The 24,358-nt window shown below is 55.6% G+C and carries 24 protein-coding genes; 20 read left to right on the plus strand and 4 right to left on the minus strand.

Translation table 11 applies throughout. The features are described from left to right. The first annotated feature begins 31 nt into the window (after window positions 1–31). A complete protein-coding gene (gene eno, locus ACTJJI_RS17950; protein ID WP_013098515.1) occupies window positions 32–1,330 on the plus strand; it encodes a phosphopyruvate hydratase in 1,299 nt (432 codons plus the stop codon). A gap of 53 nt (window positions 1,331–1,383) precedes the next feature. Here eno and ACTJJI_RS17955 read toward each other — a convergent pair whose 3' ends face one another. Further along, window positions 1,384–2,493 carry an SDR family oxidoreductase gene (locus ACTJJI_RS17955; protein WP_043951689.1) on the minus strand — a complete coding sequence of 370 codons (1,110 nt, stop codon included), beginning with the start codon at window positions 2,491–2,493 and terminating at the stop codon, window positions 1,384–1,386. 347 nt (window positions 2,494–2,840) lie between these two features. Further along, a complete protein-coding gene (locus ACTJJI_RS17960) occupies window positions 2,841–3,665 on the minus strand; it encodes a MurR/RpiR family transcriptional regulator (RefSeq protein ID WP_046889028.1) in 825 nt (274 codons plus the stop codon). Window positions 3,666–3,831: 166 nt separating this feature from the next. On the opposite strand from ACTJJI_RS17960, the gene ACTJJI_RS17965 reads away from it, so the two are divergent. Genes ACTJJI_RS17965 through queE form a run of 3 tightly spaced genes read left to right on the plus strand, consistent with a single transcriptional unit; the run spans window position 3,832 to window position 6,824 of the window. Continuing rightward, window positions 3,832–5,391 carry a maltose/glucose-specific PTS transporter subunit IIC gene (locus ACTJJI_RS17965; RefSeq protein ID WP_014833090.1) on the plus strand — a complete coding sequence of 520 codons (1,560 nt, stop codon included), beginning with the start codon at window positions 3,832–3,834 and terminating at the stop codon, window positions 5,389–5,391. Next, a complete protein-coding gene (locus ACTJJI_RS17970; RefSeq protein ID WP_083020719.1) occupies window positions 5,391–6,098 on the plus strand; it encodes an N-acetylmannosamine-6-phosphate 2-epimerase in 708 nt (235 codons plus the stop codon). Before ACTJJI_RS17965 ends, ACTJJI_RS17970 begins: the two co-directional genes overlap by 1 nt. A 54-nt stretch (window positions 6,099–6,152) precedes the next feature. Next, window positions 6,153–6,824: a 7-carboxy-7-deazaguanine synthase QueE gene (queE, locus tag ACTJJI_RS17975; RefSeq protein WP_014833088.1), complete on the plus strand. Its 672-nt coding sequence runs from the start codon at window positions 6,153–6,155 to the stop codon at window positions 6,822–6,824. Window positions 6,825–6,911: 87 nt separating this feature from the next. On the opposite strand, the gene queD is transcribed toward queE, so the two are convergent. Beyond that, a complete protein-coding gene (gene queD / locus ACTJJI_RS17980; protein WP_010434567.1) occupies window positions 6,912–7,274 on the minus strand; it encodes a 6-carboxytetrahydropterin synthase QueD in 363 nt (120 codons plus the stop codon). Between the two features lie 306 nt (window positions 7,275–7,580). Between queD and cysJ the strand changes: the two genes are divergently transcribed. The 3 genes from cysJ to cysH are packed head-to-tail and all read left to right on the plus strand — an operon-like array spanning window position 7,581 to window position 11,848. After that, window positions 7,581–9,386 (plus strand): NADPH-dependent assimilatory sulfite reductase flavoprotein subunit, encoded by a 1,806-nt coding sequence (cysJ, locus tag ACTJJI_RS17985; RefSeq protein WP_440655053.1) that lies wholly within the window; start codon window positions 7,581–7,583, stop codon window positions 9,384–9,386. Continuing rightward, the gene (cysI, locus tag ACTJJI_RS17990; protein ID WP_014833086.1) at window positions 9,386–11,098 is read left to right on the plus strand and encodes an assimilatory sulfite reductase (NADPH) hemoprotein subunit; all 1,713 of its coding nucleotides are present in this window, start codon (window positions 9,386–9,388) and stop codon (window positions 11,096–11,098) included. Before cysJ ends, cysI begins: the two co-directional genes overlap by 1 nt. A 15-nt stretch (window positions 11,099–11,113) precedes the next feature. Further along, on the plus strand, window positions 11,114–11,848 hold the full coding sequence (cysH, locus tag ACTJJI_RS17995; RefSeq protein WP_047361421.1) for a phosphoadenosine phosphosulfate reductase: 735 nt from the start codon (window positions 11,114–11,116) through the stop codon (window positions 11,846–11,848). Between the two features lie 116 nt (window positions 11,849–11,964). Here cysH and ACTJJI_RS18000 read toward each other — a convergent pair whose 3' ends face one another. Continuing rightward, window positions 11,965–13,008, minus strand: a complete 1,044-nt coding sequence (locus ACTJJI_RS18000; protein WP_440655056.1) for an aminopeptidase — start codon at window positions 13,006–13,008, stop codon at window positions 11,965–11,967. A gap of 246 nt (window positions 13,009–13,254) precedes the next feature. Between ACTJJI_RS18000 and cysG the strand changes: the two genes are divergently transcribed. From cysG to rpoS, 13 genes are all read left to right on the plus strand, one after another. Then, window positions 13,255–14,604, plus strand: coding sequence for a siroheme synthase CysG (cysG, locus tag ACTJJI_RS18005; protein ID WP_172666385.1), 1,350 nt, complete (start codon window positions 13,255–13,257; stop codon window positions 14,602–14,604). Window positions 14,605–14,613: 9 nt separating this feature from the next. Then, entirely contained in the window at window positions 14,614–15,522 is a 909-nt protein-coding gene (gene cysD / locus ACTJJI_RS18010) for a sulfate adenylyltransferase subunit CysD (protein WP_008499613.1), read from the plus strand. Window positions 15,523–15,531: 9 nt separating this feature from the next. Beyond that, entirely contained in the window at window positions 15,532–16,956 is a 1,425-nt protein-coding gene (gene cysN, locus ACTJJI_RS18015; RefSeq protein WP_014833082.1) for a sulfate adenylyltransferase subunit CysN, read from the plus strand. After that, window positions 16,956–17,561 carry an adenylyl-sulfate kinase gene (gene cysC / locus ACTJJI_RS18020; protein WP_013098503.1) on the plus strand — a complete coding sequence of 202 codons (606 nt, stop codon included), beginning with the start codon at window positions 16,956–16,958 and terminating at the stop codon, window positions 17,559–17,561. The genes cysN and cysC overlap by 1 nt, the downstream gene beginning before the upstream one ends. Before the next feature lie 58 nt (window positions 17,562–17,619). Continuing rightward, complete coding sequence (locus ACTJJI_RS18025) at window positions 17,620–17,946, plus strand: DUF3561 family protein (protein ID WP_013098502.1); 327 nt, start codon at window positions 17,620–17,622, stop codon at window positions 17,944–17,946. 166 nt (window positions 17,947–18,112) lie between these two features. Further along, complete coding sequence (gene ftsB, locus ACTJJI_RS18030) at window positions 18,113–18,424, plus strand: cell division protein FtsB (RefSeq protein ID WP_008499609.1); 312 nt, start codon at window positions 18,113–18,115, stop codon at window positions 18,422–18,424. Window positions 18,425–18,443: 19 nt separating this feature from the next. Then, complete coding sequence (ispD, locus tag ACTJJI_RS18035; RefSeq protein ID WP_063426794.1) at window positions 18,444–19,154, plus strand: 2-C-methyl-D-erythritol 4-phosphate cytidylyltransferase; 711 nt, start codon at window positions 18,444–18,446, stop codon at window positions 19,152–19,154. Continuing rightward, window positions 19,154–19,633, plus strand: coding sequence for a 2-C-methyl-D-erythritol 2,4-cyclodiphosphate synthase (gene ispF / locus ACTJJI_RS18040; protein WP_013098499.1), 480 nt, complete (start codon window positions 19,154–19,156; stop codon window positions 19,631–19,633). The genes ispD and ispF overlap by 1 nt, the downstream gene beginning before the upstream one ends. After that, window positions 19,630–20,679: a tRNA pseudouridine(13) synthase TruD gene (gene truD / locus ACTJJI_RS18045; protein WP_440655060.1), complete on the plus strand. Its 1,050-nt coding sequence runs from the start codon at window positions 19,630–19,632 to the stop codon at window positions 20,677–20,679. The genes ispF and truD overlap by 4 nt, the downstream gene beginning before the upstream one ends. Then, window positions 20,660–21,421, plus strand: coding sequence for a 5'/3'-nucleotidase SurE (gene surE, locus ACTJJI_RS18050; protein WP_014833079.1), 762 nt, complete (start codon window positions 20,660–20,662; stop codon window positions 21,419–21,421). Before truD ends, surE begins: the two co-directional genes overlap by 20 nt. Then, the gene (locus tag ACTJJI_RS18055) at window positions 21,415–22,041 is read left to right on the plus strand and encodes a protein-L-isoaspartate(D-aspartate) O-methyltransferase (protein ID WP_014833078.1); all 627 of its coding nucleotides are present in this window, start codon (window positions 21,415–21,417) and stop codon (window positions 22,039–22,041) included. Before surE ends, ACTJJI_RS18055 begins: the two co-directional genes overlap by 7 nt. Window positions 22,042–22,157: 116 nt before the next feature. Then, window positions 22,158–23,282 (plus strand): murein hydrolase activator NlpD, encoded by a 1,125-nt coding sequence (nlpD, locus tag ACTJJI_RS18060; protein ID WP_440655063.1) that lies wholly within the window; start codon window positions 22,158–22,160, stop codon window positions 23,280–23,282. Window positions 23,283–23,341: 59 nt separating this feature from the next. After that, window positions 23,342–24,334 (plus strand): RNA polymerase sigma factor RpoS, encoded by a 993-nt coding sequence (gene rpoS / locus ACTJJI_RS18065; RefSeq protein WP_013098493.1) that lies wholly within the window; start codon window positions 23,342–23,344, stop codon window positions 24,332–24,334. The last annotated feature ends 24 nt before the right edge of the window (window positions 24,335–24,358 follow it).

Consider the following 24,358-nt stretch of genomic DNA (forward strand, 5'->3'; position numbering starts at 1 on the left):
TTTTAGTTTAACTTGTACTGAGGAAAATCTAATGTCCAAAATCGTTAAAGTCATCGGTCGTGAAATCATCGACTCCCGTGGTAACCCGACCGTTGAAGCCGAAGTTCATCTGGAAGGTGGTTTCGTCGGTATGGCAGCTGCTCCATCAGGTGCTTCTACTGGTTCCCGCGAAGCGCTGGAACTGCGCGATGGCGACAAATCCCGTTTCATGGGCAAAGGCGTACTGAAAGCTGTTGGCGCTGTAAACGGTCCTATTGCTCAGGCAATCATTGGCAAAGACGCTAAAGACCAGGCTGGCATCGACAAGATCATGATCGATCTGGACGGTACTGAAAACAAATCTAACTTCGGTGCGAACGCAATCCTGGCGGTTTCCCTGGCGAACGCCAAAGCCGCTGCGGCAGCGAAAGGTATGCCACTGTTCGAGCACATCGCTGAACTGAACGGCACCCCAGGCAAATACTCCATGCCTGTACCAATGATGAACATCATCAACGGTGGTGAGCACGCAGACAACAACGTTGATATTCAGGAATTCATGATTCAGCCAGTTGGCGCGAAAACCCTGAAAGAAGCAGTACGTATGGGTTCTGAAGTGTTCCACAACCTGGCTAAAGTGTTGAAAGCGAAAGGTATGAACACGGCTGTGGGTGACGAAGGTGGCTACGCGCCAAACCTGGGTTCTAACGCAGAAGCACTGGCTGTTATCGCTGAAGCAGTAAAAGCCGCTGGCTATGAGCTGGGCAAAGACATCACGCTTGCGATGGACTGTGCAGCATCTGAATTCTACAAAGACGGTAAATACGTTCTGGCTGGCGAAGGCAACAAAGCGTTCACCTCTGAAGAGTTCACTCACTTCCTGGAAGACCTGACCAAACAGTACCCAATCGTTTCTATCGAAGACGGTCTGGACGAGTCTGACTGGGATGGTTTCGCATACCAGACTAAAGTACTGGGCGACAAAATCCAGCTGGTTGGTGACGATCTGTTCGTAACCAACACCAAGATCCTGAAAGAAGGCATCGAGAAAGGCATCGTTAACTCCATCCTGATCAAATTCAACCAGATCGGTTCTCTGACCGAAACTCTGGCAGCGATCAAAATGGCGAAAGACGCTGGCTACACCGCTGTTATCTCTCACCGTTCTGGCGAAACTGAAGACGCTACCATCGCTGACCTGGCTGTTGGTACCGCTGCTGGCCAGATCAAAACCGGTTCTATGAGCCGTTCTGACCGTGTTGCTAAATACAACCAGCTGATTCGTATCGAAGAAGCGCTGGGCGAAAAAGCACCATACAACGGTCGTAAAGAGATCAAAGGCCAGGCATAATTGCTTAAGCCTTAAAATAAACATGCCAGTCGAAAGACTGGCATTTTTTTTGGTTATTTGAAATCAACCGCCATTTGCTCCGGGATGCTTAGCCCCCGGGTAGTTTGTACGCAGCGGGCAATATAGTCCGTAAAACGCGGCGGTTTAGGCATGCCCATACTGAGCAGCTTGTCGTTGCTGAAACGTACATTCAGCGTGGCAAAGGCCCCGTACAAGCGCATTGCTCTCAGCATCAGACGTTCATTGCAGGGGCCAAAAATATCCTTCAACTCACGGCGCATTCTGACCAGCGTTTCGTAGCTTACCTGGGCATACTTATCACCGACCGGGGCTTTCTCCAGCGCCTGTGCCATCGCATTATCGATATCCGCAAAGCGCACGCTGTTTTCTTCTCCGGCAGAAATATGTACCACTTCTCCCGGCTGCGCAGCGCTGTTAAGCAGCATCAGCAGCGCATCGGCGCAGTAATCCACCGGGACAACATCTATTTTGTCTTCCATTGAACACATGAATTTTTGCAGCATCAGCCCCATGCTGAAGACCCAGAAAATACTGCTCGACGGCGTACAGCCATGACGGGTATGGCCGACCACGATGGACGGACGGGCGATGAGCAGCGGCAGGTCGGGGCAGTGCTGGCGCATCAGTTGTTCAATGGTGGATTTCGAATACGTGTATTCCACCAGATGCTCAGCGTTCTCTCTGAACTCCGCGCTTTCGGCGACCAGCGAATCCTGCTCCGGCGTGCACGACATGGCTGTTCCCACATGCAGAAAGCGCTGCAAACCGGCAACCTGATTCATGCGTCTGGCGAGCGCCAGCGTCCCCTCCACATTCACTTTCCAGATCAGGGGATTGTTACCAAATGACGCGACGGCTGCGCAGTTAAGAACATGCGTCACCTGTTCCAGACGCGGGTCGTTCAGGAACCCCTCCGGCTGGCTGAGATCGCCGATAAGGATATTCTCCTCGCTCAACGCGGCCAGCGTCTCCTCTGCAACCTTGAATTTACGCATGTTGTCCCGCACGCGTTCCAGCCCCTGTTGCGGGTCACTGGCGCGCGCAAGCAGCAGTAATTTTACTGAACTATTGCTGGTAAGTATTTTTTCAAGTACCGCACCGCCCAGAAAACCAGTTACGCCTGTAATAAATAACATATTAATCTATACCGTCTCATAATGATTGATGAGGCGGATTGTAGGCAGGGAAAAGTAAACGGCATTTAAATAGAAAAATGGCAACGCTGACGGCGTCTTAAGCTTATTTTAAGGTAAGGAAATCAGGTGGAGATATTGGACATTGCCCCAATGGATAAAATTCAATTTTAAAATAAATTTATTTTAACGTTTTGATTTTAATGTTTATTTTTCATGTTTCCATGCTAATTCAAAATGTAATAAATAAAATAATTTGTTACACCATCATTCTTCATCATTAATAACGCCCTGCGTGCTTAAGTAAAATCAACCTTACTCAGACGCAGGCTATTTTTTATAACCTGCGCAGGGTTTTACAGTAATAAGGGAAGGGTTGCGCTCGCGGTTTGCTGGCTAACGTCACTGTAGTGAGCATCAATTGCAATCAGGGAAGTGGTAAGCAACTCGACCAGTAACATTACGCCAACTTTAGCATTGAGCGCACCCGCGCTGAGGGGGCCTTCCGGTTTTGCGGCAACCAGCTGTATATCGCTAAGCGAAGCCAGCGGGCTGCGGGGCGTATTGCTGAGCGCTAACACCTTAACGCCGCGTTTGCGTGCAAGTTTTACGACGTGGAGTAAATCCCGCGTTGAACCTGAACTGGAGATGGCGACCACCAGCGTTTGTGCAGAAAGCGTTGTCGCATTCATGGCAGCACGATGCATATCGCTAAACAGCTGCGCGGGTTTGCCGAGCCGCAACAGCTTGTAATGCAAATACTCACCGAGGATCGCGCTGGCCGCCACGCCATAAATTTGCACGGCGTGTGCCTGATGCAGCGCCTGAGCGGCCTGTTCCAGCAGCGCTCTGTCGAGCAGCCTGGCGGTGTCCTGCAACGCCTGAACAGACTCATCGACCACGTTATCAATATCGTCTCCGGCCGCGCGTGCAGGCTGGCCCTGCTGGATATCCAGCGCCAGTGCCATCTTGAATTCGTTATAGCCTTTGCAGCCGAGCGTCCGGCAAAGACGCGTCACGCTGGCTTCACTGGTGTGGCTCTCCCGTGCCAGTTCGGTGATCGTCAGGTAGAGCACCCGGGCAGGATCGTTGAGCACAAACTCTCCCAGTTTTTTTTGCGTGGGGCTGTACCCGGAGGCCTCCTGGCGCAGCTTCAGCAGCAGGTTTTCATGGTCTGACATGCTAGATCCTTAATGCGTTTCTCTGCGTCCTAGTGTGGCGGAAAGCGGGGCAGGGATGCCAGTCATTTCGAAAAAGTATGATCGTCCTCCTGGTTTTTGGTGGTAATTTTCACTAAAAACAATAATTATGGTAAAAATTTTCATCGTTAACAGAGAGGATGAAAAAATGATGCAAATGTTCAGTGGTGCTTCGTCCGGCGGATGGTTTGAAAAAGCGCAGCGCTTTGGCAAATCCTTTATGTTGCCCATCGCCGTGTTGCCTGCGGCGGGTCTGCTGCTGGGGATTGGCGGCGCGTTATCGAATCCCAATACGCTTACGGCATATCCGTTTTTAGATGTGGGCTGGTTACAGGCTATTTTCACCATCATGAGCAGTGCCGGTTCGATTGTATTCGCGAATCTGTCGGTGCTGTTTGCCGTTGGGGTCGCCGTCGGGCTGGCAAAAAATGATAAAGGTACGGCAGGGCTGGCGGCGTTACTCGCGTTTCTGGTCATGAATGCCACTATTAACGCACTGCTGATCCTCACCGGAAAACTGGCGCACGAGAATCCGGGGGCGGTCGGGCAAGGCATGACGCTGGGGATCCAGACGCTGGAGACCGGCGTATTTGGTGGGGTGGTCATTGGTCTTGTGACCTGCGCGCTGCATCATCGGTTTAATAAAATTGCGCTGCCACAATTCCTGGGATTCTTTGGCGGCTCACGCTTTGTGCCGATTATCAGCTCCCTGGCTGCGATCCTGGTCGGAGCCTTAATGACCGTAGTCTGGCCACATTTCCAGAAGCTGATCTTTGGTCTGGGCGGGCTGGTGGATGCGACCGGTTATCTGGGAACACTGCTGTACGGCTTCATTTTGCGCATGCTGGGCCCGTTCGGTTTACACCATATCTTCTATCTTCCGTTCTGGACCACCGCGCTTGGCGGCAGCGAGATCGTCAACGGGCAACTGGTTGAAGGCACGCAGCGGATCTTCTTTGCCCAGCTGGCCGATCCCTCGACGCGCCAGTTTTATGAAGGGACGTCGCGTTTCATGTCCGGGCGCTTTATCACAATGATGTTTGGTTTGCTCGGGGCCTGCCTTGCGATGTATCACACGGCTAAACCGGAGAACAAAAAACGCGTCGCGGGCTTGCTGCTTTCAGCGGCATTAACCTCCTTCCTTACGGGGATCACCGAGCCCATCGAGTTCTCCTTCCTGTTTGTCGCGCCGGTGCTGTACGTCATTCACGCGATTTTCGACGGGCTGGCGTTTATGCTCGCGCATATTTTACACATCACCATTGGGCAGACCTTCTCCGGTGGTTTTATCGACTTCGTGCTGTTCGGCATTTTGCAGGGGGAGGCCAAAACCCACTGGATGTTAGTGCCGCTGGTGGGCGTACCGTGGTTCTTCCTCTACTACTTCACGTTCCGCTATCTGATTAATCGCTTTGATTTTGCCACGCCGGGTCGGGAAAAAGAGCCGATGGCCAATGAAGCGACCTTTGCGCAGAGCGAGCGCGCAGCGGCAGTGATCGCGGGACTGGGCGGAAAAGGCAATCTGGAAGAAGTGGACTGCTGCGCCACGCGTCTGCGCGTCACGGTCAAAGACGGCAGCAAAGTGAATGACGCGGCGCTGAAAGCCACCGGCGCGCGCGGCGTGATTGTGCGCGGGAACGGCGTTCAGGTCATTTATGGCCCGCATGTCACGATTATCAAAAACGAAGTGGAAGAGATCTTATCGTAATGAAAACTGTACTGGATACCCTGAAGGGAAAACTGGTCGTCTCCTGTCAGGCGCTGGAGAATGAACCGCTGCATAGCCCGTTTATTATGTCGCGGATGGCGCTGGCCGCACAGCAAGGAGGGGCCGCGGCCATCCGTGCCAACAGCGTGGTGGATATCGAGGCGATAAAAGAGCAGGTCACGCTGCCGGTTATCGGCATCATCAAGCGGGAGTATCCCGGCAGCGCGGTGTTTATCACCGCGACGATGAAAGAGGTGGATGAACTGATGACCGTCTCCCCGGAAATCATTGCGCTTGATGCGACCAACAGGGCGCGGCCTGGCGGGGAGTCTCTGGCAACGCTGGTATCGCGCATTCGGACCCGTTACCCCTCGGTGCTGCTTATGGCTGATATAGCCACTGTTGATGAGGCCGTCACTGCGCAGGCGCTGGGATTTGATTGTGTCGGGACCACGCTTTACGGCTATACCGCGCAGACCGCCGGACACGCCTTACCCGAGGATGACTGTCAGTTTCTGAAAGCGGTACTGGCAGCCGTCACGGTACCGGTGGTGGCCGAAGGTAACGTGGACACCCCGGAACGCGCCGCCAGATGTCTGGCGTTGGGGGCGCACATGGTGGTGGTGGGTGGGGCAATCACCCGCCCGCAGCAGATTACCGGGCGTTTTATGGCGGCAATTGACGCGCAAAGCACCGATCGAGCATGACCATCTCACGGGGATCTGCGATACTTATCGTTTATCCCCTTAACTGAGATGACTATGCAGTACCCGATTAACGAGATGTTCCAGACCCTGCAAGGCGAGGGTTACTTTACCGGCGTTCCCGCTATTTTTATTCGTTTACAGGGATGCCCGGTTGGCTGTGCCTGGTGTGATACCAAACATACGTGGGATAAACTCGCAGATCGGGAAGTGTCACTGTTCAGTGTTCTGGCGAAAACCAAAGAGAGCGATAAGTGGGGCGCAGCCAGTGCGGAAGATCTGCTGGCCATTATTGGTCGCCAGGGCTGGACGGCGCGCCACGTGGTGATCACCGGGGGCGAACCCTGCATCCACGATCTGACGCCGCTGACCGAACTGCTCGAAAAGAACGGCTACAGCTGCCAGATTGAGACCAGCGGCACCCATGAAGTGCGCTGCTCCCACACCACCTGGGTGACGGTATCGCCTAAAGTGAACATGCGCGGCGGCTACGACGTCCTTTCTCAGGCGCTGGAACGTGCTGATGAGATTAAACACCCGGTAGGGCGAGTGCGGGATATCGAAGCGCTGGATGAACTGCTGGCCACGCTGACCGATGAAAAACAGCGCGTGATTGCGCTGCAGCCGATTAGCCAGAAAGAAGACGCCACGCGCCTGTGCATTGAAACCTGTATCGCGCGTAACTGGCGCCTGTCGATGCAGACGCACAAATACCTGAATATTGCCTGAAAAAAGCCCGGTGGCGCTCGCGCTTACCGGGCCTACGGTTCGAGGCTTTTGTCAGCCGGGTAAGGCGAAGCCGACACCCGGCAAGCATTACTCGCCGCGATACACGCAGCCTGCCGTGCAGGTCTCTTTGATCATCACTGCGCTCAGCAGTGGCACCAGCGGTTTCATCTGATCCCAAATCCATTTTGCCAGCACTTCGCTGGTCGGGTTTTCAAGTCCCGGGATATCGTTCAGGTAATAGTGATCCAGACGATCGTACGTTGGCTTAAATGCTGCCTTCAGCTCAGCAAAGTCCATGATCCAACCGGTATGCGGATCAACTTCACCGGTGATCTCAAGACGCACCATAAACGAATGCCCGTGCAGACGGCCGCATTTATGCCCCTCAGGAACATGCGGAAGGTGGTGGGCGGCTTCGAAGGTGAAATCTTTAAACAGTGTGGTGGACATGATCGCTCTCAGTAATGCGGAAAAAACCGCCGCATAGTACCGGAAAGCACAATTTTTAGCATTAACTAAAACGGCCTTTACCTTCACTCCGGCAAAAATGGCGCGTTGATGCCGTTTTTATCTTTAGATTACAGTGGCTTAATTTATCGCTTTTACCGTTAAGAACGATAACTAAAACAGGTTAGTCCATTTGGTTATTTATTATTTCCATCCCTTCTTTAATTGTTATTATCCTCGCCGTTAACCTTATCTTCAGTTTGGATTTATTCGCTTAAAGTCCGCTTGGCTACTGGAACATAACGACGCATGACAACACAGGCCCCACCTTCAAATTTGCTTCCCCTGAACCCGGAGCAACTGGCGCGCCTTCAGGCTGCCACCTCTGATTTTTCTCCCACCCAGCTTGCCTGGGTCTCCGGCTATTTCTGGGGAATGCTCAACCAGCAGCCTGGCGCTGTGGCTGCGGCTCCGGCAACGGCGGTAGAAATTCCTGCCATTACGCTTATCTCCGCTTCCCAGACGGGCAATGCCCGCCGCGTGGCAGAAGCGCTGCGTGACGACCTGCTGGCCGCCAAACTGAACGTGAACCTGATGAACGCCGGGGATTATAAATTCAAACAGATCGCGTCAGAAAAACTGCTGGTGGTTGTGGCCTCAACACAGGGCGAGGGTGAACCCGCTGAAGAGGCGGTCGCGCTGCATAAATTCCTGTTCTCGAAAAAAGCGCCCAGACTCGATGGCACTGCGTTTGCCGTGTTCGGCCTGGGCGATACCTCTTATGAATTCTTCTGCCAGTCCGGTAAAGATTTCGACAGCAAACTGGCGGAGCTGGGCGCAGAGCGTCTGCTGGACCGCGTTGATGCGGATGTGGAATACCAGACTGCCGCTGCCGAATGGCGTGCGCGCATTGTTGACGTGCTGAAAGCACGCGTACCGAAAGAGACGCCAGCGCAGGCTGCGATCACCGCGACCGGCGTGGTCAACGAGATCCACACCAGCCCGTACACCAAAGAGGCACCGCTGGCAGCAAGCCTGTCGGTTAATCAAAAAATTACCGGCCGCGACTCTGAAAAAGATGTACGCCATATCGAAATCGATCTGGGCGACTCCGGTCTGCGCTATCAGCCGGGCGATGCGTTAGGTGTCTGGTATCAAAACGATCCGGCGCTGGTCAAGGAGCTGGTTGAACTGCTGTGGCTGAAAGGCGACGAGCCTGTCACCGTCGAAGGCAAAACGCAGCCGCTCTCTGAAGCGCTGCAGTGGCACTTCGAGCTGACGGTGAATACCGCCAATATCGTTGAGAACTATGCCACCTTAACGCGTAGCGAATCGCTGCTGCCGTTAGTTGGTGATAAGGCGAAGCTGCAGCATTACGCGGCAACCACGCCAATTGTCGATATGGTGCGTTTCTCTCCGGCACAGCTGGATGCTGATGCGCTGATCGGCCTGCTGCGTCCGCTGACGCCGCGCCTGTACTCCATTGCGTCGTCGCAGGCTGAAGTCGAGAGCGAAGTCCATATCACCGTGGGGGTGGTGCGCTACGACATCGAAGGCCGCCCGCGTACGGGTGGTGCGTCAGGTTTCCTGGCTGACCGCGTGGAGGAAGAGGGTGAAGTGCGCGTCTTTATCGAGCACAACGACAACTTCCGTCTGCCGGCGAACCTGGAAACACCGGTGATTATGATTGGTCCGGGCACCGGCATTGCGCCGTTCCGCGCCTTTATGCAGCAGCGTGCGGCGGACGAGGCTCCGGGCAAAAACTGGCTGTTCTTCGGCAACCCGCACTTTACCGAAGATTTCCTCTACCAGGTTGAGTGGCAGCGCTACGTGAAAGAAGGGGTGCTGACCCGCATCGATCTGGCCTGGTCGCGCGATCAGAAAGAAAAAGTATACGTACAAGACAAACTGCGCGAACAGGGCGCAGAGCTGTGGCGCTGGATCAATGACGGTGCCCACATTTATGTCTGCGGCGACGCCAATCGCATGGCGAAAGACGTTGAGCAGACATTGCTGGAAGTGATTGCCGAATTCGGCGGTATGGATGCCGAAGCGGCGGATGAATTTTTAAGTGAGCTGCGCGTTGAGCGCCGTTATCAGCGAGATGTCTACTAATGAGCGAAAAACATCCAGGACCCCTGGTGGTCGAAGGTAAACTGACCGACGCCGAGCGCATGAAGCTGGAAAGCAACTATCTGCGCGGCACCATTGCTGAAGATCTGAATGACGGTCTCACCGGCGGTTTCAAAGGCGACAACTTTCTGCTGATCCGTTTCCACGGTATGTATCAGCAGGACGATCGCGATATCCGCGCCGAGCGTGCTGAACAGAAGCTGGAGCCGCGTCACGCGATGCTGCTGCGCTGCCGCCTGCCGGGCGGGGTGATCACCACCAAACAGTGGCAGGCGATTGATAAATTTGCCGGCGAAAACACGATTTACGGCAGCATCCGTCTGACCAACCGTCAGACCTTCCAGTTCCACGGTATTCTGAAGAAGAACGTGAAGCCGGTACACCAGATGCTCCACTCCGTCGGGCTGGACGCGCTGGCGACGGCCAACGACATGAACCGTAACGTGCTCTGCACCTCTAACCCGTATGAGTCTGAGCTGCACGCTGAAGCCTATGAGTGGGCGAAGAAGATCTCTGAGCACCTGCTGCCGCGTACCCGCGCCTATGCGGAGATCTGGCTCGATCAGGAAAAAGTGGCCACCACGGATGAAGAGCCGATCCTCGGTCAGACCTATCTGCCGCGTAAGTTCAAAACCACGGTAGTGATCCCACCGCAGAACGACATCGATCTGCACGCCAACGACATGAACTTTGTGGCGATTGCCGAAAACGGCAAGCTGGTGGGCTTTAACCTGCTGGTGGGTGGCGGTCTGTCCATTGAACACGGTAACAAGAAGACCTATGCCCGCACCGCGAGCGAGTTCGGATTCCTGCCGCTGGAGCACACGCTGGCCGTGGCGGAAGCGGTGGTTACCACCCAGCGCGACTGGGGCAACCGTACCGACCGTAAAAACGCGAAAACTAAATACACCCTGGAGCGCGTGGGCGTTGACACGTTCAAAGAGGAAGTGGAGCGTCGCGCGGGGATCAAATTTGAGCCGATCCGTCCTTATGAATTCACCGGTCGCGGCGATCGTATCGGCTGGGTCAAAGGCATCGACAATAAATGGCACCTGACGCTGTTTATTGAAAACGGGCGTATTCTGGATTATCCGGGGCGTCCGCTGAAAACCGGTCTGCTGGAAATCGCGAAGATCCATAAAGGTGAGTTCCGCATTACCGCCAACCAGAACCTGATTATTGCCGGCGTGCCGGAGAGCCAGAAGGCGAAGATCGAGAAACTGGCGCGTGACCATGGGCTGATGAATGCGGTGAAGCCGCAGCGTGAAAACTCCATGGCCTGCGTGTCGTTCCCGACCTGTCCGCTGGCGATGGCGGAAGCGGAACGTTTCCTGCCGTCCTTCACCGATAAGGTGGAAGCGATCCTGGAAAAACATGGCATTCCGGACGAGCATATTGTTATGCGTGTTACCGGTTGTCCGAACGGCTGCGGCCGCGCGATGCTGGCCGAACTGGGACTGGTGGGGAAAGCGCCGGGTCGCTATAACCTGCATCTGGGCGGCAACCGTATCGGTACACGTATTCCGCGTATGTTCCGCGAGAACATCACTGAGCCAGAAATTCTCGATTCCATCGACGAGCTTGTCGGGCGCTGGGCGAAAGAGCGCGAAGCGGGTGAAGGCTTCGGCGACTTTACGGTGCGTGCGGGCATTATTCGCCCGGTGCTCGATCCCGCAAGGGATTTCTGGGAGTAACCACGAGAGGTAATTATGTCCGTACTCGATCTAAACGCGCTTAACGCATTGCCAAAAGTCGAACGTATTCTGGCGCTCGCAGAAACTAACGCCCGGCTGGAAAAGCTCGACGCCGAAGGGCGCGTGGCGTGGGCGCTGGAAAATCTGCCGGGTGACTACGTGCTCTCGTCGAGCTTTGGCATTCAGGCGGCGGTCAGTTTGCATCTGGTGAATCAGGTCCGCCCGGATATTCCGGTGATCCTCACCGATACCGGCTATCTGTTCCCGGAAACCTACCAGTTTATCGATGAGCTGACGGACAAGCTTAAGCTGAACCTGAAAGTGTATCGCGCAGAGCAGAGCGCGGCCTGGCAGGAGGCGCGCTACGGCAAACTGTGGGAGCAGGGCGTTGAGGGCATTGAGAAATACAATGAGATCAACAAAGTCGAGCCGATGAACCGTGCGCTGAAAGAGCTGAACGCGCAGACCTGGTTTGCCGGTCTTCGCCGCGAACAGTCCGGCAGCCGGGCCACGCTTCCGGTGCTGGCCGTGCAGCGCGGCGTGTTTAAAGTGCTGCCGATCATCGACTGGGATAACCGGACGGTGTACCAGTACCTGCAAAAACACGGACTGAAATACCATCCGCTGTGGGACCAGGGTTATCTGTCAGTGGGGGATACCCATACCACGCGCAAATGGGAACCGGGAATGGCGGAAGAAGAGACGCGATTCTTTGGGCTGAAGCGCGAGTGCGGGTTGCACGAAGGGTAATGATTTTTCCTCCCTCTCCCGGTGGGCTGAGGGTTCTCCACAAAATAATGCCTGCACGGAGGACCCCCTCTCCCTTGAGGGAGAGGGTTGTGGTGAGGGCATCAGGCCGCACGACGTCAAGCTTTCCCCGCTTTCGCCAGCTCCTTCACCAGCGGCAGCATCACTTTCACCACATCGCGGCTGCGATGCTCAATCCGCTGCGGTAATGCGCTATCAATGTGCTGCTGATTATCCAGCATCACGTTATGCCAGCTCGTGCCGTCTGGAAAGGCTTTCGTTTTCGTCCGCTGCTGATAGCCATCTTTCTTGCCCAGCGCCCAGTTTGTGGCTTCGACGTACAATACCGGAATACCCGCTTTATCGAACACTTCGCCGTCGTTACAGCAGCCCGTTCCGCGCGGATAAGCAGGATTGCCACCCGGATTGGTTGTGGCATAGACACCATGGCTGCGCGCAATCGCCAGCGCACGGTCACGGGTCAGTTTACGCACGGTACCCGGCGTACTCTGTCCGCTATTAAAATAGAGCTTATCGCCAACGATTAAATTATCGAGGTTAATCACCAGCAGCGTATTTTTCTTCTCCTCCGCGCTCATGCGCTTAAGGAGATTCTCAGCGCCGAGTTTGCCTTCCTCTTCACCGCTGGTGGCCACAAAGCGAATACCGTATTTTGTCGGGATGTCTTTCATTCGCTCGGCCAGTTCAAGCATCACACCGAGACCTGCCGCGTTATCGTCCAGGCCCTGCAGCGTCAGCCCACCCAGATTGTTATCGGTATCGGCGTCACTCAAGGGGGCGTAGGTGTCCAGGTGCGCCATAATAATGATCTGCTCAGCCGAGCTACCTTCGTGTGCCGCAATCACCGTACTGCCGGTCACGTTATGCCAGTTTTTGGTTTTATTGCGTGAGGTATAGATGTAGCGGCTGTGAAACGACCGGATATCGCTCTGGTAGCCCATATCGGCAAACTGCTGGCGAAGATAGTCAGCGGAGAGCATTTCCGCGGGTGAGCCGGTCATGCGGCCGGGAAAAACGGTGGCAATATGCCGCGCCTGCATATTGGCGATTTCACCATACGGTTGATTTTTTGCCTGAGCCGGAAGGATAAAGCAAACGCCGAGCGCCAGGGCTGCAATACGGTGGCGCGTTGCGGAAAACATAGTGAGTCCTTAAAAACAGAGCAAAATTTTAACCCGCTTAGTATGAAACTGTGATCGCCTGGACACAATTTGAATTGCTCTTAAATGCCCGAAATTTCGCGTGTTAAGCACTTTTTGATATTTGCTTTTCCAGAGCGTTATTCCATTGAGTAACTACTCATTCCAATTCGTAATTTCATTCGGTCTAAACCGCCCCCTATAGTCCCACTATTCCTGATTTTGAGTGAGTGTGCGTTTGTGGACTATCTGCCCCTGTTTGCCGCGATAAAAGAGAGACCCGTACTGGTTGTCGGAACGGGTGAGATCGCCGATCGCAAAATCGCGTTTCTTGAGCGTGCAGGGGCGCAAGTGCGGGTCGTGGACGAGGCGGAGTTCGACGAGTCACAAATCGACAGCGTCGTGCTGGTGATTGCGGCAACGGAAGACAGCGCACTCAACCGCCGGATTTCCGACGCGGCTCAGGCACGTCACCGGCTGGTGAACGTCGTGGACGATCAGCCGCTGTGTTCGTTTATCTTCCCGTCGATTGTCGATCGTTCGCCTCTATTGGTGGCGATCTCCTCCGGCGGTACCGCGCCGGTGCTGGCGCGCGTGCTGCGTGAAAAGATCGAAGCGCTGTTACCCACCAGTCTCGGCCGTATGGCAGAGAAAGCGAGCTACTGGCGCAACCATCTGAAAACCCGCCTGACCAGCGTAACGGAGCGCCGTCGCTTCTGGGAGCGGGTATTCCGTGGCCGCTTTGCCAGCCTGATGCATGCCGGTAATGAAACGGCGGCGCAGCAGCTCCTGGAAGACGAACTGGATAATCCCGGCAGCACGGGCGGGGAGATCATTCTGGTGGGTGCCGGGCCGGGTGATGCCGGGTTACTGACCTTACGCGGCCTGCAGGTGCTACAGGATGCGGATGTGGTGTTCTATGACCATCTGGTCACCGATGGCGTGCGCGAGCTAATCCGTCGCGATGCCGAGCAAATCTGCGTGGGTAAACGCGCAGGCGAGCACTCGGTACCGCAGCACGACACCAATCAGATGCTGGTTGCCGCGGCAAAAGCGGGTAAAACCGTGGTGCGCCTGAAAGGGGGCGATCCGTTCATCTTTGGTCGCGGTGGCGAAGAGCTGCAGGCGGCCGCCGAAGCGGGCGTGCCGTTCCAGGTGGTACCGGGCATTACGGCGGCCTCCGCGGTAACGGCCTATGCCGGTATTCCGCTTACGCACCGCGATTACGCCCAGAGCGTGACCTTTGTGACTGGCCATTATAAGGCCGACAGCACGCCGTTTGACTGGTCGCATCTGGCACAGAGCCGACAGACGCTGGCTATCTATATGGGCACGATGAAGGCGGCGGATATCAGTGAACAACTTATTCAGCACGGTCGCGAGGCGACAACGCCGGTGGCTGTCATTTCTCGCGGCACCCGCGTCGATCAGCGTGTGGTGACCGGTACGCTACAAGACCTTGCAATCCTGGCGAAAGACGCCCCGATGCCCGCGCTTATCGTGGTGGGCGAAGTGGTACAGCTGCACAGCACGCTCGCCTGGTTTCAACATACAACAGACTCAGAGGGGTTTGGCTCCTCTGTGGTGAATCTGGCTTAAGGAACGGTTATGGACCAAAAACGACTTACTCACCTGCGACAGCTCGAAGCGGAAAGTATCCATATTATCCGCGAAGTGGCCGCCGAGTTCTCTAACCCGGTGATGATGTACTCCATCGGCAAAGATTCCAGCGTGATGCTGCATCTGGCGCGTAAAGCGTTTTATCCGGGCACGCTGCCGTTCCCGCTGCTGCATGTTGATACCGGCTGGAAATTCCGTGAGATGTACGAGTTCCGCGACCGTACCGCCAAAGCCTACGGCTGTGAGCTGCTGGTGCATAAAAACCCGGAAGGGGTGGCGATGGGCATTAACCCGTTTGTTCACGGCAGCGCTAAACACACCGACATCATGAAAACCGAAGGGCTGAAGCAGGCGCTAAACAAGTACGGTTTTGACGCCGCTTTCGGCGGCGCGCGCCGTGACGAGGAGAAATCCCGCGCCAAAGAGCGTATTTATTCCTTCCGTGACCGCTTCCACCGCTGGGATCCGAAAAACCAGCGTCCCGAGCTGTGGCACAACTACAACGGCCAGATCAACAAAGGCGAAAGCATTCGCGTCTTCCCGCTCTCCAACTGGACCGAGCTGGATATCTGGCAGTACATCTATCTGGAAAATATCGAAATCGTTCCGCTTTACCTGGCGGCTGAGCGCCCGGTGCTGGAGCGCGACGGCATGCTGATGATGATCGATGATGATCGTATCGACCTGCAGCCTGGGGAAGTGATCAAAAAACAGATGGTGCGTTTCCGTACTCTCGGCTGCTGGCCGCTGACCGGCGCGGTGGAGTCCAACGCGCAAACGCTGCCAGAGATCATCGAAGAGATGCTGGTATCGACCACCAGCGAGCGACAGGGCCGCGTCATTGACCGTGACCAGGCAGGCTCGATGGAACTGAAGAAACGTCAGGGTTATTTCTAAGGAGCCGCCATGAACACCACAATTGCCCAACAAATTGCCAATGAAGGCGGCGTAGAAGCATACCTGCATGCGCAACAACACAAGAGCCTGCTGCGCTTTCTGACCTGCGGTAGCGTTGATGACGGTAAAAGCACGCTGATTGGTCGTCTGCTGCACGACACGCGTCAGATCTATGAAGACCAGCTCTCTTCCCTGCATAACGACAGCAAACGTCATGGTACCCAGGGCGAAAAGCTCGACCTGGCGCTGCTGGTGGACGGCCTGCAGGCGGAGCGCGAGCAGGGCATCACCATTGATGTTGCGTATCGCTATTTCTCCACCGAGAAGCGCAAATTTATTATTGCCGACACGCCGGGGCATGAGCAGTACACCCGCAACATGGCCACCGGTGCATCAACCTGTGAGCTGGCGATCCTGCTCATCGATGCCCGTAAAGGCGTGCTGGATCAAACCCGTCGTCACAGCTTCATCTCCACGCTGCTGGGGATCAAACACCTGGTGGTGGCGGTGAACAAAATGGATCTGGTGAACTTCAGCGAAGAGACGTTTGAGGAGATCCGCCAGAGCTACCTGACCTTTGCTGAACAGCTACCGGGTAACCTCGATATCCGCTTTGTACCGCTCTCCGCGCTGGAAGGGGACAACGTCGCCTCCCAGAGCGCCAACATGCCGTGGTACAGCGGCCCGACGCTGCTGGAAGTGCTGGAAACGGTTGAAATTCAGCGCGTGGTGGATACCCAGCCAATGCGCTTCCCGGTGCAGTACGTTAACCGCCCGAACCTCGATTTTCGCGGCTTCTCCGGCACCCTCGCCTCGGGCTCCGTCACGGTGGGGCAGCGCGTCAAAGTGTTGCCGTCCGGTGTGGAATCGTCCATTGCCCGTATCGTCACCTTTGATGGCGATCTGCAGGAAGCCGGCGCCGGTGAAGCGGTAACGCTGGTGCTGAAAGATGAGATTGATATCAGCCGCGGCGATCTGCTGGTGGATGCGCACGAAACGCTGGCAGCGGTGCAGGGTGCTGCTGTGGATGTGGTGTGGATGGCTGAACAGCCGCTGACGGCAGGTCAAAGCTACGACATCAAAATTGCCGGTAAGAAAACACGCGCCCGCGTGGACGGTATCCAGTTCCAGGTGGACATCAATAATCTGACCCAGCGTGAAGTGAGCGAGTTGCCGTTGAACGGTATCGGCCTGGTGGATCTCACCTTTGACGAGCCGCTGGTGCTGGACAAATACCAGCAAAACCCGGTAACGGGAGGGCTTATCTTTATCGATCGCCTGACCAACGTCACCGTCGGTGCTGGCATGGTGCGCGAGCCTAATCAACAGGCGACAGCGGTGTCGGAATTCAGCGCCTTTGAGCTTGAACTGAATGCGCTGGTGCGTAAGCACTTCCCGCACTGGGGTGCGCGCGATCTGCTGGGAGGCAAGTAATGGCCGCCCATGATGAGAACGTCGTCTGGCATCCTCATCCGGTCACCGTCGCTCAGCGCGAGCAACTCCACGGTCACCGTGGGGTTGTGCTGTGGTTTACCGGGCTGTCCGGCTCCGGTAAATCGACGGTTGCGGGGGCGCTGGAAGAGGCATTGCATCAGCAGGGCGTAAGCACCTACCTGCTGGACGGCGACAACGTGCGTCACGGCCTGTGCAGTGATTTGGGCTTCAGCGATGAGGATCGCAAAGAGAATATCCGTCGGGTTGGGGAAGTCGCCAGCCTGATGGCGGATGCCGGGCTGGTGGTGCTGACCGCGTTTATCTCGCCTCACCGCGCCGAGCGCCAGATGGTGCGCGAGCGCGTCGGTCAGGATCGTTTTATCGAGGTGTTTGTCGATACGCCGCTGGAAATCTGTGAAGCGCGCGATCCGAAAGGGCTGTATAAAAAAGCCCGCGCGGGTGAACTGCGAAACTTCACCGGCATCGACTCGGTCTACGAAGCGCCTGAATCCCCTGAGATTCACCTGGAAGGTCAACAATTGGTAACAAATTTAGTAAGCCAATTATTAGACCTGCTCAGACGGGACGATATTATCAGATCCTGAGACGGTATCGTTCGGGAGCTGTCTCCCCGAACGATGAGTCACGGTCACAGGATTAGCTATGCGCAACAGTGAAAACTACATGATTACCACCGGGTCGGATCCGATAGCGACCGACGACGAGACGACCTGGTCATTTCCCGGGGCCTTCGTCGGCTTCGTCTCGTGGTTGCTGGCGCTGGGCATCCCGTTTCTCATCTACGGCGGTAACACGCTGTTCTTCTTTCTCTACACCTGGCCCTTCTTCCTGGCGCTGATGCCCGTGGCGGTTGTCGTCGGCATTGCCCTGCATTCGCTGCTTAACGGCAAACTGCTTTACAGTACCGTTGTCACGATTGTGACGGTGGTCCTGATGTTTGGTCTGTTATTTTTGTGGCTCATGGGCTAACTTCAGCCATAATTCAAACCGTAACCAACTGTGTGACGATATTGTGCAGGGCGATTCTGCGGAAAAAATGTGGTACATTTGCCCGCGATGTTGCGGCATCTCTGTTACTCCGGCATAGAGCGCCGGGGGCGTTGTGGGATGAAGATGCCGTTTTTCAGGGGGCAGGATGGGTAAACTAACGCTGCTGTTGCTGGCTTTGCTGATCTGGCTGCAATATTCGCTGTGGTTCGGTAAGAACGGACTGCACGACTATAGCCGGGTAAGCGATGACGTCGCGGCTCAGCAGGCAACAAACGCCAAACTTAAGGCGCGAAACGATCAACTCTTTGCTGAAATTGATGACCTCAATGGCGGGCAAGAGGCGATTGAGGAACGCGCACGCAATGAACTCAGTATGACTAAGCCGGGCGAAACCTTTTATCGTCTGGTTCCGGATGCGTCTAAACGCAATCAGGGCTCAGCACAGAACAATCGATAATCAGGCCCAGGATTACGACATGGCAGTGACTTTTTCGGACGTATGCGCCGTGGTGCCGGCCGCGGGTTTTGGCCGGCGCATGCAGACAGAATGTCCCAAGCAATACCTCTCTATTGGCGATAAAACGATCCTCGAACACGCTGTGGCGGCGCTGCTGGCGCATCCCCGAGTGACGCGCGTGATCATCGCTATCAGTCCGGGCGATGCCCGATTCGCACAGTTACCGCTGGCACATCATCCGCAGATCACCGTCGTTGATGGCGGCGCCGAGCGCGCCAATTCCGTGCTGGCGGGCATCCAGGCCGCCGGCGATGCCCAATGGGTGCTGGTCCACGACGCTGCACGCCCGTGCCTGCATCAGGACGATCTTGCGCGCCTGCTGGCGCTAAGTGAAACCAGTAAAGTCGGTGGCATTCTGGCCGCCCCGGTACGCGACACCATGAAGCGCGCTGAGCCGGGTAAACAGGCTATCGCCCATACCGTTGAACGTGTCGATTTATGGCACGCGCTGACGCCACAATTTTTCCCCCGTGAATTACTCCACGACTGCTTAACGCGCGCGCTTACGGAAGGTGCGACCATAACGGACGAAGCCTCTGCGCTGGAGTATTGCGGTTTCCACCCAACGCTTGTTGAAGGGCGCGCTGATAATATAAAAGTGACGCGTCCGGAAGATTTACAGCTCGCGGAATTTTATCTTACCCGTTCGACCCATCAGGAGAAGGCATAATGCGAATTGGACACGGTTTTGATGTACACGCCTTTGGAGGCGTTGGCCCAATTATCATTGGCGGCGTGCGCATTCCGTATGAAAAAGGGCTGCTGGCGCATTCTGATGGCGACGTGGCGTTACACGCCTTAACCGACGCCTTACTGGGTGCTGCGGCGCTGGGCGATATCGGCAAGCTGTTCCCGGACACCGATCCGGCGTTTAAAGGGGCAGACAGCCGTGCGCTGTTGCGTGAAGCCTGGCGCCGTATTCAGGCGAAGGGCTACACCCTGGGTAACGTCGATGTGACGATCATCGCTCAGGCCCCCAAAATGCTGCCACATATTCCTCAGATGCGCGTATTTATCGCTGAAGATCTGGGTTGCCATATGGATGACGTTAACGTCAAAGCGACTACCACGGAGAAACTGGGCTTTACCGGTCGCGGCGAAGGCATCGCCTGCGAAGCCGTGGCGCTGCTGGTGAAGGCGAGCAAATGACCGATTTTGACAACCTGACCTACCGGCACGGTAAACCGCAGGAGAGTGGTCTGCTGAAAGCCAGCCCCGAAGATTTCGTGGTCGTGGAAGATTTGGGCTTTGAGCCGGACGGCGAAGGCGAGCATATCCTGGTGCGCATCCTCAAAAATGGCTGCAATACCCGCTTTGTGGCCGATGCGCTGGCGAAATTCCTCAAAATCCATGCCCGCGAAGTGAGCTTCGCGGGACAGAAAGACAAACACGCGGTCACCGAACAGTGGCTTTGCGCGCGCGTTCCCGGTAATGCGATGCCTGATTTAAGCAAATTTGAGCTTGAGGGCTGTAAGGTGCTGGAGTACGCGCGCCACAAGCGCAAACTGCGTCTGGGGGCGTTGAAAGGTAACAACTTTACTCTGGTGTTGCGTGAAGTGACCGACCGTGACGACGTGGAAAAGCGTCTGCAGGCCATTAATGACCACGGCGTGCCGAACTACTTTGGTGCGCAGCGCTTTGGTATCGGCGGCAGTAACCTGCAGGGCGCACTGCGCTGGGCGCAAAGCGATGCGCCGGTGCGTGACAGGAATAAACGCAGTTTTTGGTTGTCGGCGGCCCGCAGTGCGTTGTTTAATCAGATCGTAAGCGAACGGCTGAAAAAACCGGACGCGAATCAAGTTGTTGTCGGCGATGCGCTACAATTAGCGGGACGCGGCAGCTGGTTTGTGGCAACGGCTGACGAAATGGCCGATGTTCAGTCGCGTGTGGACGCCAAAACGCTGATGATCACCGCGGCCTTGCCTGGCACGGGCGACTGGGGTACGCAGGGTGACGCGCTGGCCGCGGAGCAGGCAGCCGTTGCCGAAGCGCAAGAATTACAATCATTGCTGGTGCGGGAAAAAGTCGAAGCAGCACGCCGGGCGATGTTGCTCTACCCGCAGCAGTTAAGCTGGAACTGGTGGGATGACGTAACCGTTGAGTTACGCTTCTGGCTACCGGCAGGTAGCTTTGCCACCAGTGTTGTCAGGGAACTTATCAACACGTCGGGTGATTATGCGAATATTGCTGAGTAACGATGACGGGATCCATGCGCCAGGCATTCAGACGCTGGCGAAACACCTTCGCGAATTTGCGGATGTGCAGGTCGTGGCTCCCGATCGTAACCGCAGTGGAGCGTCTAACTCATTGACGCTGGAGTCGTCGCTTCGCACCTTTACCTTTGAAAATGGCGATATTGCCGTGCAGATGGGCACGCCGACGGACTGTGTGTTTCTGGGGGTGAATGCGCTGATGCGCCCGCGCCCGGATATTGTTGTTTCCGGGATTAACGCCGGGCCGAATCTTGGCGATGACGTGATCTACTCCGGAACCGTGGCGGCCGCAATGGAAGGCCGTCATCTTGGGTTTCCGGCGCTGGCGGTGTCGCTAAACGGTCACACCCACTACGACACCGCAGCCGTGGTGACCTGTTCTATCCTGCGGGCGCTGAACCGTGAACCGCTGCGCACCGGGCGTATTCTTAATATCAACGTGCCGGATCTCCCGCTGAATGAAATCAAGGGCATTCGCGTCACGCGTTGCGGAAGCCGTCATCCGGCCGATCAGGTTATCCCGCAACAGGATCCGCGCGGCAATACGCTTTACTGGATTGGCCCTCCTGGCGATAAGTGCGATGCGGGGCCGGATACCGACTTTGCTGCCGTGGATGAAGGCTATGTCTCGGTGACGCCACTGCACGTAGATTTAACCGCGTATAGCGCGCATGATGTGGTGTCGGGCTGGCTTGATCGCGCAGGAGTGAACGCGCAATGGTAAGCAAACGTGTACAAACTCTTCTGGAACAACTTCGCGCACAGGGGATCCGCGACGAGCATGTGCTGCATGCGCTCGCCCAGGTTCCGCGTGAGAAATTTGTAGATGAGGCGTTTGAACACAAAGCGTGGGAGAACGTGGCGTTGCCCATCGGGCAAGGCCAGACGATTTCGCAGCCCTACATGGTGGCACGCATGACGGAGCTGCTGGAGCTCACCCCCGACTCCCGCGTGCTGGAGATTGGCACCGGGTCCGGGTATCAAACTGCGATTCTGGCGCATCTGGTGCATCATGTGTGCTCGGTTGAGCGGATCAAAGGTTTACAGTGGCAGGCGCGTCGTCGCCTGAAACAACTTGATTTACACAATGTTTCGACACGACACGGTGATGGATGGCAGGGTTGGCAGGCTCGCGCCCCGTTTGACGCGATCATCGTGACGGCCGCTCCACCTGAGATCCCTGCGGCCCTGTTGTCGCAGCTGGATGAGGGGGGCATTCTTGTTCTGCCTGTTGGCGATGAGCAGCAGCTGCTGAAGCGCGTTCGTCGACGTGGCGACGAGTTTATTATCGATACCGTAGAAGCCGTGCGCTTTGTGCCTCTGGTAAAGGGGGAACTGGCCTAAGACTCGGAATTATCCAGGGTTATTAAGGCAAATTCAGCGTATGGTGTGGCGCGAAAGAGTCGTGCCATCACGGTTAATTTTAAGTCACTGGTAGTTAACACATTCCTGGGGGATAAATGAGCGCGGGAAGCCCTAAATTCACCATCAGCCGTGTTGCGGCATTATCACTGGTTTCGCTCTGGCTGGCAGGCTGTACGAGTTCTAACAATGCACCTGCGCCTGTCAGTTCCGTCGGCGGAACCAGCGGCTCCGGTAACACGTCCAGCGGAATGTTGATCACGCCGCCGCCTAAAATGGGTACTGCTGCGCCGCAGCAAACACCACAGATTCAGCCTGTGCAACAACCTGTTACACAGCCAACACAGATTCAGCCAGTCGAACAACCTGTTCAGACCCAAAATGGCCGCATAGTGTATAACCGTCAGTATGGGAACATTCCGAAAGGCAGCTATACCGGCGGCAGCACCTATACCGTGAAACGTGGCGATACGCTGTTCTATATCGCGTGGATCACCGGGAACGATTTCCGTGACCTCGCGCAGCGCAACAACGTCCAGGCACCGTATGCGCTGGAAGTCGGGCAGACGCTCCAGGTGGGCAACGCGACGGGTACGCCGCTTACGCCTGGTAACACCGTTTCTGCAGCGGATGTGACCGCGCAAAATAACAGCGTTAAGCCTGCACAAAAATCCACCACGGTGGTTGCTTCACAACCTGTAATTACGTATTCTGAAGATTCAGGTGATCAGACTGCTAACAAAATGTTGCCGAATAATAAAGGGACTGCGACTGCTGTCACAGCACCGGCTACGGCACCTGTGGTTAGCTCTACTGAACCGACTGCCAGCAGTATGAGTTCCAGTTCGGCAATCTCAACCTGGCGCTGGCCAACTGACGGTAAGGTTATCGAGAACTTCTCTTCCTCCGAAGGAGGGAACAAAGGGATCGATATCGCAGGAAGTAAGGGACAGGCTATCATCGCGACCGCAGACGGACGCGTTGTGTATGCCGGTAACGCTCTGCGCGGTTACGGTAATCTTATCATCATCAAACATAACGATGATTACCTGAGTGCCTACGCCCATAACGACACAATGCTGGTCCGGGAACAACAAGAAGTTAAGGCGGGGCAAAAAATCGCTACCATGGGTAGCACCGGAACCAGTTCTACACGCTTGCATTTTGAAATTCGTTACAAGGGGAAATCCGTAAACCCGCTGCAGTATTTGCCGCAGCGATAAATTGACGGGGCATGCCAGCCAGGGTGTCTCGTTCAGGGATCACGGGTAGGAGCCACCTTATGAGTCAGAATACGCTGAAAGTTCATGATTTAAATGAAGATGCGGAATTTGATGAGAACGGAGCAGAGGCTTTTGACGAAAAAGCCTTAGTAGAAGAGGAACCCAGTGATAACGATTTGGCTGAAGAAGAGCTGTTATCGCAGGGTGCCACACAGCGTGTACTGGACGCGACTCAGCTTTACCTTGGGGAGATTGGTTACTCCCCACTGTTAACGGCCGAAGAAGAAGTCTATTTCGCACGTCGTGCTTTGCGTGGTGATGTTGCCTCGCGCCGTCGCATGATTGAAAGTAACTTGCGTCTGGTCGTGAAAATTGCCCGTCGTTACGGCAATCGTGGTCTGGCTCTGCTGGACCTGATTGAAGAGGGCAACTTAGGTCTCATCCGCGCAGTAGAGAAGTTTGACCCTGAACGTGGGTTCCGCTTCTCCACCTACGCGACCTGGTGGATTCGTCAGACCATCGAACGGGCGATTATGAACCAAACCCGTACGATTCGACTGCCGATTCACATCGTCAAAGAGTTGAACGTCTATCTGCGTACCGCGCGCGAGTTGTCCCATAAACTGGACCACGAGCCAAGCGCAGAAGAGATTGCTGAGCAACTCGACAAACCGGTTGATGACGTAAGCCGCATGTTGCGTCTCAACGAGCGCATTACCTCGGTTGACACCCCGCTGGGTGGCGACTCCGAAAAAGCGCTGCTGGATATCCTGGCCGATGAGAAAGACAACGGTCCGGAAGACACCACGCAGGACGATGACATGAAACAGAGCATCGTCAAATGGCTGTTCGAACTGAACGCCAAACAGCGTGAAGTGCTGGCACGTCGTTTCGGTTTACTGGGGTATGAAGCTGCGACACTGGAAGACGTCGGCCGTGAAATTGGCCTGACCCGTGAACGTGTTCGTCAGATTCAGGTTGAAGGTCTGCGCCGCCTGCGTGAAATTCTGCAGGGGCAAGGTCTGAATATCGAAGCGCTGTTCCGCGAATAAGCAACCTTTCGTCAGAAAAAGGCC

The organism is Enterobacter sp. 22466 (assembly GCF_052044775.1).
Classification (GTDB): Bacteria; Pseudomonadota; Gammaproteobacteria; order Enterobacterales; family Enterobacteriaceae; genus Enterobacter; species Enterobacter dissolvens.